General features: G+C 63.3%; 8 protein-coding genes and 2 pseudogenes. 8 read left to right on the top strand and 2 right to left on the bottom strand.

Translation table 11 applies throughout. From position 1 onward, the window contains the following. Positions 1 to 48: 48 nt before the first annotated feature. The 4 genes and pseudogenes from ampD to CGA22_RS27410 form a co-directional block, all read left to right on the top strand. Positions 49 to 609, top strand: a complete 561-nt coding sequence (gene ampD, locus CGA22_RS10380; protein WP_041024984.1) for a 1,6-anhydro-N-acetylmuramyl-L-alanine amidase AmpD — start codon at positions 49 to 51, stop codon at positions 607 to 609. Next, positions 606 to 1,442 carry a regulatory signaling modulator protein AmpE gene (ampE, locus tag CGA22_RS10375; RefSeq protein ID WP_041024983.1) on the top strand — a complete coding sequence of 279 codons (837 nt, stop codon included), beginning with the start codon at positions 606 to 608 and terminating at the stop codon, positions 1,440 to 1,442. Before ampD ends, ampE begins: the two co-directional genes overlap by 4 nt. Before the next feature lie 327 nt (positions 1,443 to 1,769). Continuing rightward, positions 1,770 to 2,861 (top strand): annotated as a pseudogene (locus CGA22_RS27415) (methyl-accepting chemotaxis protein); the annotation flags it as partial. Between the two features lie 333 nt (positions 2,862 to 3,194). Then, positions 3,195 to 3,767, top strand: a pseudogene (locus CGA22_RS27410) (methyl-accepting chemotaxis protein); the annotation flags it as partial. A gap of 496 nt (positions 3,768 to 4,263) precedes the next feature. Here CGA22_RS27410 and CGA22_RS10365 read toward each other — a convergent pair. Beyond that, complete coding sequence (locus tag CGA22_RS10365) at positions 4,264 to 5,040, bottom strand: TatD family hydrolase (protein ID WP_041021405.1); 777 nt, start codon at positions 5,038 to 5,040, stop codon at positions 4,264 to 4,266. A gap of 3 nt (positions 5,041 to 5,043) precedes the next feature. Beyond that, positions 5,044 to 6,039 (bottom strand): catabolite repressor/activator, encoded by a 996-nt coding sequence (cra, locus tag CGA22_RS10360; RefSeq protein WP_041021404.1) that lies wholly within the window; start codon positions 6,037 to 6,039, stop codon positions 5,044 to 5,046. Positions 6,040 to 6,327: 288 nt separating this feature from the next. On the opposite strand from cra, the gene ptsP reads away from it, so the two are divergent. The 4 genes from ptsP (at position 6,328) to CGA22_RS10340 (ending at position 13,636) form a co-directional block, all read left to right on the top strand. Then, on the top strand, positions 6,328 to 9,192 hold the full coding sequence (gene ptsP, locus CGA22_RS10355; protein ID WP_041021403.1) for a phosphoenolpyruvate--protein phosphotransferase: 2,865 nt from the start codon (positions 6,328 to 6,330) through the stop codon (positions 9,190 to 9,192). Next, positions 9,192 to 10,133 (top strand): 1-phosphofructokinase, encoded by a 942-nt coding sequence (gene pfkB, locus CGA22_RS10350; RefSeq protein ID WP_041021402.1) that lies wholly within the window; start codon positions 9,192 to 9,194, stop codon positions 10,131 to 10,133. The genes ptsP and pfkB overlap by 1 nt, the downstream gene beginning before the upstream one ends. Before the next feature lie 14 nt (positions 10,134 to 10,147). After that, positions 10,148 to 11,908, top strand: a complete 1,761-nt coding sequence (locus CGA22_RS10345; RefSeq protein ID WP_041021401.1) for a PTS fructose-like transporter subunit IIB — start codon at positions 10,148 to 10,150, stop codon at positions 11,906 to 11,908. A 186-nt stretch (positions 11,909 to 12,094) separates the two neighbouring features. Next, positions 12,095 to 13,636 (top strand): alkaline phosphatase D family protein, encoded by a 1,542-nt coding sequence (locus CGA22_RS10340; protein WP_041021400.1) that lies wholly within the window; start codon positions 12,095 to 12,097, stop codon positions 13,634 to 13,636. The last annotated feature ends 49 nt before the right edge of the window (positions 13,637 to 13,685 follow it).

Below are 13,685 nucleotides of genomic sequence, written 5' to 3'. Positions count from 1 at the left end.
CGATCACGGCATACTGGCGGCATCCCCGTCGTCTTCGAAGGAACCTGTATGCAGCTGGACCCCGCGAGCGGTTGGTGCGATGGCGTGCGTCATTGCCCATCACCCAACTTCAATGCGCGCCCCGAGGGCGAAATTTCCCTGCTGGTGATCCACAACATCAGCCTGCCGCCCGCTCAGTTCGCCACCGGTAAGGTGCAGGAATTCTTCCAGAATCGTCTGGATGTCACGGAACACCCCTACTTTGCCGGTATCGCCGACTTGCGTGTCTCCGCGCATTTTCTGATCGAGCGTGACGGCGTCGTTACTCAGTTTGTCTCTTGTCTGGAGCGTGCGTGGCATGCGGGCGTTTCGTGTTTCGAGGGGCGGGAAACCTGCAACGATTTTTCCATTGGCATCGAGCTCGAGGGCACCGATGACTTGCCGTTCACCGACGCGCAATATGTCGCCTTGGTGGCGCTGACGCGGCAGTTGCAAGCGGCCTTCAAGGCGATCACCGTGCAGCGCATCTGCGGGCACAGCGACATCGCGCCGGGACGCAAGACCGATCCGGGACCGGCGTTCGATTGGGCACGCTATCGAGCGGCCCTGACAGAAGGGGAAGGACAATGAGTTTTCTGGTGTTGCTGCTGGCGGTCTGGATCGAGAAGTTCTCGGCCCTGCGCCAGCGAGTCCAGCGTGACGGCGCATGGCTGGGCGAGCTGAACCGGATCGAGGCGAGCCCGCGTTGGATCAATCGGCCCTGGCTGGTGCTGCTGGCGATGGTCCTGTTGCCCGTGGCGCTGCTGGCGCTGTTGTTGTGGATGCTGGAACCGCTGGCCTATGGGTTGCTGGTGTTGCCGGTGCACTTGCTGGTGGTGATCTACAGCCTGGGGCGTGGGGATCTGCTGGCCGAGCTGGGGCCATTTCGCGATGCGTGGCGTCGTGAAGACCTGCAAGCGGCCACCCATGTGGCCAAGCGCGACCTGGGTATCGAAGCCGACAATGGCGAGCAGTTGCTGGGGCGGGTCCAGGGCCATCTGTTGTGGCAGGCCTACCAGAGCTTTTTCGCCGTGATTTTCTGGTACTTCCTGCTGGGGCCGGTAGCGGCCCTGAGTTATCGCCTGCTGGCGCTGGCCGCCGAGCATAGCCAGAACCCCGGCGTGGCCGAGCGGGCAGCACAACTGCGCCATGCCTTCGACTGGGTGCCGGTGCGGCTGCTGGCGGCGAGTTTCGCCCTGGTAGGCAACTTCGTGGCGGTCAGCCGGGTGATGCTGCATGAACTGTTGAACTGGAACATCAGTGCCGCTCAACTGGTCGACAAGGTCGGCCTGGTGGCCGGCGAAATTCCTGAGCCCGTGGCCGGGCCGGACGGCATCAACAGCCTCGATCGGTTGTGGGAGTTGCTGCTGCGTTCGGCGGTGCTCTGGTATGCCGGGTTTGCATTGTGGACGGTGTTGGCTTAATCGGCGAATGCATCCCTTATTGTGTGGAACACACTGTGGGAGCAAAGCTTGCTCGCGATAGGGACAGACCAGTCAACATTGTTGTTGATTGACCTATCGCAATCGCGAGCAAGCTTTGCTCCCACAGACAAATACCCTCCAGGAGAGGAACGGATCCCACGCCGGCGCCGTTAACCTTAAGTTACAAATCTCCCCTCCGATTTAGGCTATACAGGGACGGCGCCCGATAGTGGCTTTCTGCTGTCTCTGTGCGCATGCCCCATAACAATAAAAACACTACCGGGAGACTTCCTTGTGAAGAGTTTGCTCTGGCCCGCCGTCGCCCTGATGAACCGCCTGAGCTTCGGCATGAAGTTCAGCCTGATCAGCGTGTTGTTCCTGCTGCCGATGCTGGTAACCAACTTCTTTCTGGTGCGCGACTCCTACCGTGAGTTCCAGGGCACCCACGTGGAGCTGCAGAGCCTAGACTTGCTGGGCAGCAGCCTGACCCTGCGCCGCGACCTGGAAACCCTGAACAACCTGGTGCAGGTCAACGCCAGCCTGGGCCAGTCCGGCAAGGCCGGCGATGTGGACGCGAAGATTGGCACCCTCGAGCAACAGATCCTTGCGCGTCTGCAGGGCCTGACCCCTATGGTCGTGGAGCCTGAGCAGGCGAGCCTCTTCGACGCCAAGCGCGACGAAATAATCGCCGGGTTCAAGGCCCAGCAGGCCGAAAGCTCCCTGCAAAGCAAAAGTGCGCTGATCGGCAAGCTGCTCAATAGTTCGCAGATATTCAGCCAGATCATCGCCAGCCAGGCGGGGCTCAGTCGTGACAACCAGAGCGATATTCGTCAAATCAGTGAACTGATGACCGGCGTGACCCCCAGTGTCACCCAGATCCTGGGTGAGGGCCGCGCGCTGGGTGCTTCGGCCTTGGGCCTGGGGTTTCTCAATTCTGCCTCCAGCACCCGGTTCGATGAGCTGCTGGCGCAGATCGAAAAAATCCAGGGTGAATATGGATTGAAGCTGCAAGATGCGCTGGCCTCCAGTCAGGCGGCGGGACAAGCCCTTGCCGGCCCGGCTGATGCTAGCAAGGGCACTTTGAAGAAGGCCGCTGAACTGATCGAAGAACAGGTGGTGATGGCCGACGCCCTCGATGCGCCCTGGCCGGCATTTTTCGATCAGGTCAGCAGCCTGATGGAGCAGACCTACCGGCTGAACGACGCAGCGCTGGGTTTCCTTGGTGTCCAGTTGCAGCATCGCCTGGAGCAGAACCGCAGCCACATGGTGCTGCAAGCCGTGGCGTTGGTGGCTGTGTTCCTGCTGATTTTCTATTTGTATGCCGGTTTCTATGCCTCGACCCGCACCACCCTTCACTACCTGGGGCGGATGATGGACAAAGTGGCGGCAGGGGACATGACGGTCAACTTCGTGGCCCGCAGCAAGGACGAACTGGGGGAACTGGGGGAGGTGTTCAACGGTACGGTGGCGAAGATCCATGACCTGATCGAACGGGTGGGCCAGACTGTCGTCGAGGTGGAGCGTCAGGCCGGGCAGGTGGAATCGGTATCGGCCCAGAGTAATCAGGCAGTGGCCGGCCAGCGCAGCCAGATCGAGCTGGTCGCCACAGCGATGAACCAGATGTCGGCCACGGCGCAGGAGGTGGCCCGCAGTGCCGCTGCGGCGGTCAGCAGCGCTCACAGTGTGAACGATGAAACCCTCAGTGGGCGTGGGCTGGTGGAGTCCCAGCAGGGCAGCATCGCCCGCCTGGCCAGCGAAATCGATCAATCGGTGCAGGTGATCAATCAGTTGGCGACTGATAGCCAGGCCATCAGCCGCGTGCTGGATGTGATCAAGAGCATCGCCGAGCAGACCAACCTGTTGGCCCTCAACGCCGCGATTGAGGCGGCTCGGGCCGGTGAACAGGGCCGCGGTTTCGCGGTGGTGGCGGATGAAGTGCGGACCCTGGCCAAGCGGACCCAGCAATCGACTGAGGAGATTGAAGCGATGATCGACCGTCTGCACGGCGGTGTGGGGGCGGCGGTCAAGGCCATGGGTACCAGTCATGAAATGGCCAATGGCACGGTCGGTCAGTCGGAGAAGGTCCAGCAGGCTTTGGAGAACATCCTCGGTGCGGTTGGCATGATTGTCGACCAGAACCAGCAGATCGCGGCCGCTGTCGAGCAGCAGACGGCGGTGGCCCATGATATCGACCGGAACATTGTCGAGATCAACCGTGCGGGTGAGCGCACGGCCGAGGGGGCGCACCAGACTGAGGATGCCAGCCGTGAATTGTCTGCGCAGGTCGGGCAGCTCAAGGTGTTGATCAATGCGTTTCGGGTGTGATGATCGCTGCAGAACTCCTGTGGGGGTGAGCCTGCTCGCGATGGCGGCCTTACTGGGTACATATCCGTTGCTGCGGTAACGGCTACTTATGGTTCCGCTCTTACAGCGGGTTACTTTTGGCAAACGCCCCAAAAGTAACCAAAAGGTCTTGGCCCCACCACTCGGTGCCTCGCCTGGGCTCGGCATGCCCTCACTCCGGCATTGCTCCGTGGGCCCGCCGCGAAGGGCCATCCATGGCCCAGCGCGGCTAACCCGGCATCCATGCCGGGTTGCCCACTACGCAATGCCTGCGTTCGGCCGTCGTGGTTAATGGGGCCCGAAGATCAAGATCAAGATCAAAAGCAAAAAAGCGAGGTGACGTTACAGCCGACCTGGCTCTTCAGCCGTACCCCGATCGAATTGTGGGAGCGAGCCTGCTCGCGATGGCGTCGGTACATCCAACCTCTCTTGCCCAGGCTGACCGCTTTTGCGAGCAACTCCGCACAGGAGGGTGCAGTCACCAGTTGAACAATTGTCGGGCGTTCGCTGTGCTGGCCTCGGCCAGTTGCTCCGGGCTGATCGCCATGATTGTGGCCAGGGCCTCGCAAATCGCCGGTAAATGTGCCGGGCTGTTGCGCTGGCCGGGGTACATCGCCGGGGCCATGTCTGGGGAGTCGGTTTCCAGCACAACTGCTTCCAGTGGCAGTTTCGCCAGTACCCGGTGCATGCGCAGGGCTTGGGGCCAGGTGGCGGCTCCGCCGAGGCCGAGTTTGTAGCCGAGTTTGATGTACTCGCGGGCTTCTTCGAAACTGCCGGCGAAGGCGTGGATGATCCCCGCGCGTTTCAGGGGAAGGCGCTTGAGGGTTGCGATCGCCGCTGCGTGGCTGCGGCGTACGTGGATGAGTGCCGGCAGTTCGAACTCCGTCGCCAGTTGCAGTTGCGCTTCGAACAGCGTCTGCTGGCGCTCACGGTTCAGGCCCTCGATGTAGTAATCCAGGCCGATTTCGCCCACCGCGCATAACTGCCGATGCCCTGCCAGGCGGGCCAGCCAGTCGCGCAGGTGCGCCACATCATCGGGGCGATGCTGATCGAGATAGACCGGGTGCAGGCCAAACGCGGCGTGCAGGTCCGGGTCGCTTTGTACCAAGTCCCAGACCCGTTGCCAGTTGTCCCGATACACCCCCAGCACCACCATCTGCCGGACACCCAGGGCGCGGCTTGCGGCCAGCAGCGCCGGACGATCCGCGTCGAAATCGGGAAAGTCCAGGTGGGTGTGGGTGTCGATCAGCTCCACGATTCAGTCCCGGTGGATACGCTGCTTGAAGGTCCGTGCGATGGCCTGCACGCCAGGCTGGTAGTCATCATTCTCGATGGCCGCCAGGGCCAGTTCCAGCGCTTTGTCGGCGATCAGTTGATGTTGCTGGGACATGGCATTGACCGGCAGTGGCAGGAAGTCCAGCAACTGCGTGTCACCAAAGGTGCCCAGGCGCAGCGGTCGCGATTTGAGCGGGAAATCGTGCAGGGCATCGAACACCCCTTGCAGCAGCACGTAGGAAGTGGTGATCAGCGCGTCGGGCAGATGCCCCAGGCGCTCAAGCAAGTCTTCCATCAATTGGCGGCCGCATTCTCGGCTGAACGATTCGCCGTGCTCGACCAGTACCTGACCGTCGAATCCTGTCAGCGCTTCGCGAAAGCCCGCGGCCCGCTCCTGGCTGATACTCAGCTCGGGGCGTGCGCCGACCAGCACGATCTGCCGGGGTTGCGTCTCCAGCAGGCTGCGGGTCAGGTGCAGGCTGGCCTGGCGGTCGTCACTGATCACCGAGCAGAAGTGCTCAGGCTCCATCACCCGGTCGATGGCGATGATCGGAATGCCCTTGGCCTGTAACTGGCGGTAGCTGTCATCCCCGGCCGGCAGGCAACTGGCGACGATCAGCGCGTCGCAGCGCCGGGCGCGGAACAGTTGCAACAGCTGCCGCTCACTTTCTGGCGCATCATCGGAACTGGCGATCAGCAACTGGTAGCCCTGCGCCCGGGCGCCCTGTTCCAGCAGCTTGGCGATGCGGGCGTAACTGGGGTTTTCCAGGTCCGGCAGAATGAAGCCCAGGGTGCGGGTATGCCGACTGCGCAACCCCGCGGCCTGTGGGTTGGGCGTGAAGCCATGTTCTTCGACCACCGCACGCACCCGTTCGACGGTCGCATTGCTAATGCGTTGCTGTTCGGCCTTGCCGTTGATGACATAGCTGGCGGTGGTGACGGACACACCGGCCAGTTGGGCGATATCACTGAGTTTCAACCCGTTTTTCCTTGTTTTTTCGAGTTTGTCCGACACTGAGCGCCCATCCTAACCCGATTCAGCACGACGGTCGTGGTCCAAACACTGGCGACAAGTTGCACTTCAAGGATGAGAGATTATCGAGTAACGTGCCAATCTTTCTAGATTAAACGTTTCAGCAAGCGTATTTTCAAGGTTAGCAGGATTTTTTGGCCGCACTGCCGCGATACCGCCAAAAGCCATCCTGTAACGCTAAGCTGTCATTCAAAACAATACCTGGCGCCAACCCGACGCCAAAAAGGAGAAAGCATGCTCGAGCTCAATCCAGAGCAGATATCCATGGCCCAGACCGCCGTGGATAAAGCCGCCGCGCTGCAATTGCTCGCTGACAAACTGGTGGCCGATGGCCTGGTGGCCGAAGGTTATCTCGCCGGCTTGCAGGCCCGCGAAGCCCAGGGTTCGACCTTTCTTGGCCAAGGTATCGCCATCCCCCACGGTACGCCGCAAACCCGCGACCTGGTGCATTCGACCGGTGTTCGTTTGCTGCAATTCCCCGAAGGCGTGGATTGGGGCGACGGGCAAATTGTCTACCTGGCGATCGGTATCGCGGCCAAGTCCGATGAGCACCTGCGCCTGCTGCAACTGCTGACCCGTGCCCTCGGCGAGACCGACCTGGGTCAGGCGCTGCGTCGCGCCGGTTCCGCCGAAGCCTTGCTGAAGTTGCTGCAAGGTGCGCCGCAGGAGCTGGCCCTGGATGCGCAAATGATCGGGCTTGGCGTGTCGGCCGATGATTTCGAGGAGCTGGTGTGGCGTGGCGCCCGTTTGCTGCGCCAGGCCGATTGCGTGAGTAACGGCTTTGCCGGGGTGTTGCAGCAGGTCGATGCGCTGCCCCTGGGCGATGGCCTGTGGTGGCTGCACAGCGAGCAGACCGTCAAGCGCCCGGGCCTGGCCTTCGTGACACCGGACAAACCCATCCGTTATCTGGGACAGCCCTTGAGTGGCCTGTTTTGCCTCGCCAGTCTCGGCGAAGCTCACCAGGCGCTGCTCGAACGACTCTGCGCCTTGCTGATCGAAGGTCGCGGCCACGAGCTGGGCCGTGCCACCAGCAGCCGCAAGGTGCTGGAAGTGCTCGGTGGCGAACTGCCCGCCGACTGGCCCAGCGCTCGAATCGGCCTGGCCAACGCCCATGGCTTGCATGCGCGTCCGGCGAAGATTCTTGCGCAATTGGCGAAAAGCTTCGAAGGCGAGATCCGCGTGCGCATCGTCGACGGCCAGGACAGCGCCGTGTCGGCCAAGAGCCTGAGCAAACTGCTGAGCCTGGGCGCCCGTCGCGGTCAGGTCTTGGAATTCATCGCTGAACCGAACATTGCCGCCGATGCGCTGCCGGCATTGCTGGCGGCCATCGAAGAGGGCCTGGGCGAAGAAGTCGAGCCGCTGCCGCCTCCGAGTGCGCCGCAGGAAAGCCCGATGGCCGAAGTCGCCACCGTGATGCTGGCCCCCGAATCCGGCAGCCTGATCCAGGCGGTGCCTGCTGCGCCAGGTATCGCCATTGGCCCGGCCCATATCCAGGTTCTGCAAACCATCGACTATCCGCTGCGCGGCGAATCGGCCGCCATCGAGCGCGAGCGTCTGCAAAACGCCTTGAACCAGGTGCGCCGCGACATCGAAGGCCTGATCGAGCGCGCCAAGGCCAAGGCCATCCGCGAAATCTTCATTACCCACCAGGAAATGCTCGACGACCCGGAGCTGACTGACGAAGTCGACACCCGCCTGAAGCTCGGTGAAAGTGCGCAAGCGGCGTGGATGGGGGTGATTGAAGCCGCTGCGAAAGAACAGGAAGCCTTGCAGGACGCACTGCTCGCCGAGCGTGCCGCCGATCTGCGCGACGTCGGCCGTCGTGTGCTGGCGCAGTTATGTGGCGTCGAAACCCCGAACGAACCCGAGCAACCGTACATCCTGGTGATGGATGAAGTCGGTCCGTCCGACGTGGCGCGCCTGGATCCGAGCCGGGTGGCGGGGATTCTCACCGCACGCGGTGGCGCCACCGCCCACAGCGCGATTGTCGCCCGGGCCCTGGGCATCCCGGCGCTGGTGGGGGCGGGAGCCTCGGTGTTGCTGTTGGCGCCGGGCACTTCATTGTTGCTGGACGGCCAGCGCGGTCGCCTGCATGTGGAGCCTGATGCCGCTACCCTGCAACGCGCCGTCGAGGAACGCGACACCCGCGAACAGCGCCTCAAGGCCGCCGCCGAACAGCGTCATCAACCCGCCCTGACCCGTGACGGCCACCCGGTGGAAGTGTTCGCCAACATCGGCGAAAGCGCAGGTGTCGCCGGCGCGGTGGAGCAGGGGGCCGAAGGGATTGGCTTGTTGCGTACCGAACTGATTTTCATGGCCCATACTCAGGCACCGGACGAAGCGACCCAGGAAGCCGAATACCGCAAGGTGCTCGATGGCCTGGCTGGCCGGCCCCTGGTGGTGCGTACGCTGGATGTCGGCGGCGACAAGCCGCTGCCGTACTGGCCGATCGCGAAAGAGGAAAACCCGTTCCTCGGCGTGCGTGGCATCCGTCTGACCTTGCAGCGCCCACAGATCATGGAGGCGCAACTGCGTGCCTTGCTGCGTTCGGCGGACAACCGTCCGTTGCGGATCATGTTCCCGATGGTGGGCAGCGTCGAAGAATGGCGCCAGGCCCGGGACATGACCGAGCGCCTGCGCCTGGAAATCCCGGTGGCGGACCTGCAACTGGGGATCATGATCGAAGTGCCATCCGCCGCGTTGCTCGCGCCGGTGCTCGCCAAGGAAGTCGACTTCTTCAGCGTGGGCACCAACGACCTGACCCAGTACACCCTGGCCATCGACCGCGGCCATCCAAGTCTTTCGGCCCAGGCCGACGGCTTGCACCCGGCGGTGCTGCAACTGATCGACATCACCGTGCGCGCTGCCCATGCCCATGGTAAATGGGTGGGCGTGTGCGGCGAACTGGCGGCCGACCCGCTGGCAGTGCCGGTGCTGGTGGGCCTGGGGGTGGATGAACTGAGTGTGTCGGCCCGCAGCGTTGCCGAGGTCAAGGCACGAGTACGTGAGCTGAGCCTGGAACAGGCACAAACCCTGGCCCGCGAAGCATTGGCCGTGGGCAGCGCCAATGATGTGCGCGCATTAGTGGAGGCGCTGTAATGGCGAAGATTCTTACCCTGACCCTCAACCCGGCGCTCGACCTCACGGTGGAACTGGCGCGCCTGGAACCGGGCCAGGTCAACCGCAGCGATGCCATGCACAGCCACGCCGCCGGCAAAGGTGTGAACGTGGCCCAGGTGCTGGCCGACCTGGGGCATACGCTGACCGTCAGCGGCTTTTTGGGTGAAGACAACGCCCAGGCGTTCGAGACGTTGTTCGCTCAACGCGGTTTTGTCGACGCCTTTATCCGTGTGCCCGGGGACACCCGCAGCAACATCAAGCTGGCCGAGCAGGATGGACGCATCACCGACCTCAACGGCCCCGGCCCGAGGGTCGATGACGCGGCGCAGCAAGCGTTGCTGGCGCGCCTGGAGCAGATCGCCCCTGGGCACGATGTCGTGGTGGTGGCGGGCAGTTTACCCCGGGGTGTCAGTCCACTGTGGTTGCAGGCGTTGATCTCGCGCCTGAAATCCCTCGGCCTGAAGGTGGCCCTCGACACCAGTGGCGAAGCCTTGCGCGTCGCGTTGGCCGCCGGGCCGTGGCTGATCAAGCCGAACACCGAGGAACTGGCTGACGCACTGGGCTGCGATGTGGTGACCGAACAGGCCCAGGCCCAAGCTTCGCAACGCCTGCACGCTCAGGGTGTCGAGCATGTGGTGATATCCCACGGCGCCGACGGCGTGAACTGGTTCAGTGTCGGTTCAGCGTTGCACGCCTCTCCCCCCAAGGTCACCGTCGCCAGTACCGTGGGTGCAGGGGATTCACTGCTGGCAGGCATGCTGCACGGCCTGCTCGGTGCGCATACCCCGGAACAGACCCTGCGCACCGCCACGGCCATCGCCGCGATGGCGGTCACCCAGATCGGTTTCGGCATCCATGACACCGCGCTGCTGGCGTCGCTTGAACAGGGCGTGCGCGTGCGCCCCCTGACAGAACAATAAGAGGGTTCGCGAGAATGAAATTAGCCATTGTGACGGCCTGCCCGAACGGCATGGTCACCAGTGTGTTGTGCGCCCGCCTGCTGGACGCGGCGGCCCAGCGCCAGGGATGGAGCACCAGCGTCGAAGTCCATGACGCGGCCCATCCGGAGCGCCAGTTGTCGGCGGCCACCCTTGAAGCCGCCGAGTGGGTGTTGCTGGTTGCCAGCGGCCCGGTGGATCTGACGCGGTTCGTCGGCAAGCGGGTCTTCCGCAGCACCCCGGCCCAGGCCCTGCAGGATGTCGATTCGGTGCTGCGCCGTGGTGCCGAAGAGGCAGCGGTCCTGGTGGCGTCGGATGTTCAGCAGGAGGCGGCCGTTGCTGCGCAATCGTCCGCAGCGGTGAGCGAACATGCGCCGCGCCTGGTTGCCATCACCGCGTGCCCGACGGGCGTGGCCCATACCTTCATGGCGGCCGAGGCATTGCAGCAGGCGGCGACGCGATTGGGCTACGACCTGCAGGTGGAAACCCAGGGTTCGGTGGGCGCGCGCAATCCGTTGAGTCCCCAAGCCATTGCTGATGCGGACGTGGTGCTGCTGGCGACCGATATCGAAGTCGCCACCGAGCGTTTTGCTGGCAAAAAGATCTATCGCTGCGGCACGGGCATCGCCTTGAAGCAAGCGGAGGCCACGCTGAAAAAAGCCTTGGCCGAGGGACAACAGGAAACGGCGTCCAGTGGCAGTGCGGGGCCGGCCAAGGCGGAGAAGACCGGCGTCTACAAGCATTTGTTGACTGGCGTGTCGTTCATGCTGCCGATGGTGGTAGCCGGTGGTTTGCTGATCGCGTTGTCGTTCGTGTTTGGCATCACCGCGTTCAAGGAGCCTGGCACGTTGGCGGCCGCGCTGATGCAGATCGGCGGCGAAAGCGCGTTCAAATTGATGGTGCCGTTGCTGGCCGGTTACATCGCCTATTCCATTGCCGACCGTCCGGGCCTCGCGCCGGGGATGATCGGCGGGATGCTGGCGAGCACCCTGGGCGCCGGGTTCATCGGCGGGATCATCGCCGGCTTCCTGGCCGGTTACGCGGCCAAGGCGATCAACCGTTACGCACGTCTGCCACAGAGTCTGGAAGCGCTGAAGCCGATCCTGATCATCCCGTTGCTGGCGAGCCTGTTCACCGGGCTGGTGATGATCTATGTGGTGGGCAAGCCGGTGGCGGGCATGCTCGAAGGATTGACCCATTTCCTCGACAGCATGGGCACCACCAATGCGATTCTGTTGGGTGTGCTGCTGGGGGCGATGATGTGTGTCGACCTCGGAGGCCCGATCAACAAGGCCGCTTATGCGTTTTCGGTGGGGCTGCTGGCGTCGCAGAGTTACGCGCCGATGGCCGCGACCATGGCCGCCGGCATGGTGCCGCCGATTGGCCTGGGTATCGCCACCTTCATCGCCCGGCGCAAGTTTGCCCAGACCGAGCGCGAGGCCGGTAAGGCGGCCTTGGTGCTGGGGCTGTGCTTCATTTCCGAAGGCGCGATTCCGTTCGCGGCGAAGGACCCGCTGCGGGTGATCCCGGCCAGCATCGCCGGTGGTGCGCTGACCGGTGCGCTGTCGATGTACTTCGGCTGCAAACTCATGGCGCCCCACGGCGGACTGTTCGTGATGCTGATCCCCAACGCCATCAACCATGCATTGCTGTACTTGCTGGCGATCGTGGCGGGCAGCCTGTTGACGGCGGTGGCGTATGCGCTGCTCAAGCGGCCGGAGGAAGTCGAGATGGCGTTGGAGCCTGCCAAGGCCTGAGCCGTTTCCTGAAACAATGAAGTCCCCTGTGGGAGCGAGCCTGCTCGCGATAGCGGTGTATCAGCCAACAACTTTGTTATCTGACACTCCGCAATCGCGAGCAGGCTCGCTCCCACAATGTTTTTTGCAACGTTCACAAACGATTAACACGAGCATGTTCTAGTTTTCCCATTTGGGAGGAACACCATGAGTGAATTCGACCTGGGCCGTCGCCGTGTGATGCAGGCCGTGGGGGCGGGGTTGTTGTTGCCGGGGTTGGCGCCAGCGGTGATTGCCTCGGTCAAGGATCGGCCGGTACTGACCGATGGTGTGCAGTCAGGTGACTTGCAGGGCGACCGGGTGATGATCTGGAGTCGCAGCGACCGCCCGGCGCGAATGGTGGTGGAGTGGGACACCCGCAGCCGCTTCCTCAACCCCCGGCGCGTTGTCTCGCCGCTGGCCGACAGCCGCAGCGACTTCACCGCCCGGGTCGAACTCGCCGGCTTGCCGCGCGACCAGGCAATTTTCTACCGCGTCCATTTTGAAGACGCCCGGAGTGGCGTTGCCAGCGAGCCCTGGTTGGGCCATCTGCGCAGCGCACCGCAGTTCAAGCGCAACATCCGTTTTGTCTGGAGCGGCGACACCGTCGGCCAGGGCTTCGGGATCAACCCGGACCTCGGCGGCATGCGCATCTACGAAGCCATGCGCCTGCGCCTGCCGGACTTCTTCCTCCACAGCGGCGACACGATCTACGCTGACGGCCCGGTGCCGGCTCAGATCACCACGGAAGGCGGGCGCATCTGGCGCAACCTCACCACCGAAGCCAAGAGCAAGGTCGCCGAGACGCTGGACGAGTATCGTGGCAACTATCGCTACAACCTGATGGACGAGAACGTGCGGCGTTTCAACGCCGAGGTGCCGCAGATCTGGCAGTGGGACGACCACGAGGTGGTCAATAACTGGTCGCCGGGCAAGCAGTTGGACGAGCGCTACCAGACCAAGGATATCGGCACCCTGGTTGGCCGTGCGCGACAAGCCTGGCTGGAATATGCGCCGATGCGCTTGCAGAAGGCCGATGGCGGCGGGCGGATCTATCGCAAGCTCGCCTATGGACCGATGCTGGATGTGTTCGTGCTCGACATGCGCAGCTATCGCGAAGCCAATGACGCCAACCTCGGCGCGGCCAAGCCCTTCCTCGGTCGCGAGCAGTTGAATTGGCTCAAGCGCGAGTTGAAGCAATCCCGGGCCCAATGGAAAGTCATCGCTGCCGACATGCCCATCGGCCTGGGTGTGCCCGACGGCGAGGTCAGCCCCGGTGTGCCACGCTGGGAAGCCGTCGCCAACGGTGACCCGGGCCAGGCCCAGGGCCGCGAAGTGGAAATTGCCGAACTGCTCGGCTACCTGCGCAAGCATCAGGTACGCAACTACGTCTGGCTCACCGCCGATGTCCACTATTGCGCCGCCCACCACTACCACCCGGAACAGGCCGCGTTCCAGGAGTTCGAGCCGTTCTGGGAGTTTGTCGCCGGGCCGCTGAACGCCGGCAGTTTCGGGCCCAACGTGCTGGACAAGACCTTCGGCCCCGAAGTGGTGTTCCAGAAAGCCCCACCGACCCAGAACACCTCGCCGTTTGCCGGCTATCAATTTTTCGGCGAGGTGAACATCGACGGGCAGAGCGGGGAGATGAATGTGGTGTTGCGGGATCTGGAGGGGGTGGCGGTGTTCGAGAAGAAGCTGCAGCCGGTGTGAATTCCTGCCGCAAACATTTCCCCTGTGGGAGCGAGCCTGCTCGCGATGC

This window comes from Pseudomonas sp. PSB18 (assembly GCF_014596565.1).
In the GTDB taxonomy this organism is placed as follows: Bacteria; Pseudomonadota; Gammaproteobacteria; order Pseudomonadales; family Pseudomonadaceae; genus Aquipseudomonas.
Note: the sequence above shows the minus strand (reverse complement) of the source record. Positions and strands in the feature narration are given on the sequence as shown.

Excerpts from the sequence above, each read along its gene's own strand:
- ampD (WP_041024984.1), top strand. The coding sequence starts at position 49 with ATGCAGCTGGACCCCGCGAGCGGTTGGTGCGATGGCGTGCGTCATTGC.
- ampE (WP_041024983.1), top strand. The coding sequence starts at position 606 with ATGAGTTTTCTGGTGTTGCTGCTGGCGGTCTGGATCGAGAAGTTCTCG.
- ptsP (WP_041021403.1), top strand. The coding sequence starts at position 6,328 with ATGCTCGAGCTCAATCCAGAGCAGATATCCATGGCCCAGACCGCCGTG.
- pfkB (WP_041021402.1), top strand. The coding sequence starts at position 9,192 with ATGGCGAAGATTCTTACCCTGACCCTCAACCCGGCGCTCGACCTCACG.
- CGA22_RS10345 (WP_041021401.1), top strand. The coding sequence starts at position 10,148 with ATGAAATTAGCCATTGTGACGGCCTGCCCGAACGGCATGGTCACCAGT.
- CGA22_RS10340 (WP_041021400.1), top strand. The coding sequence starts at position 12,095 with ATGAGTGAATTCGACCTGGGCCGTCGCCGTGTGATGCAGGCCGTGGGG.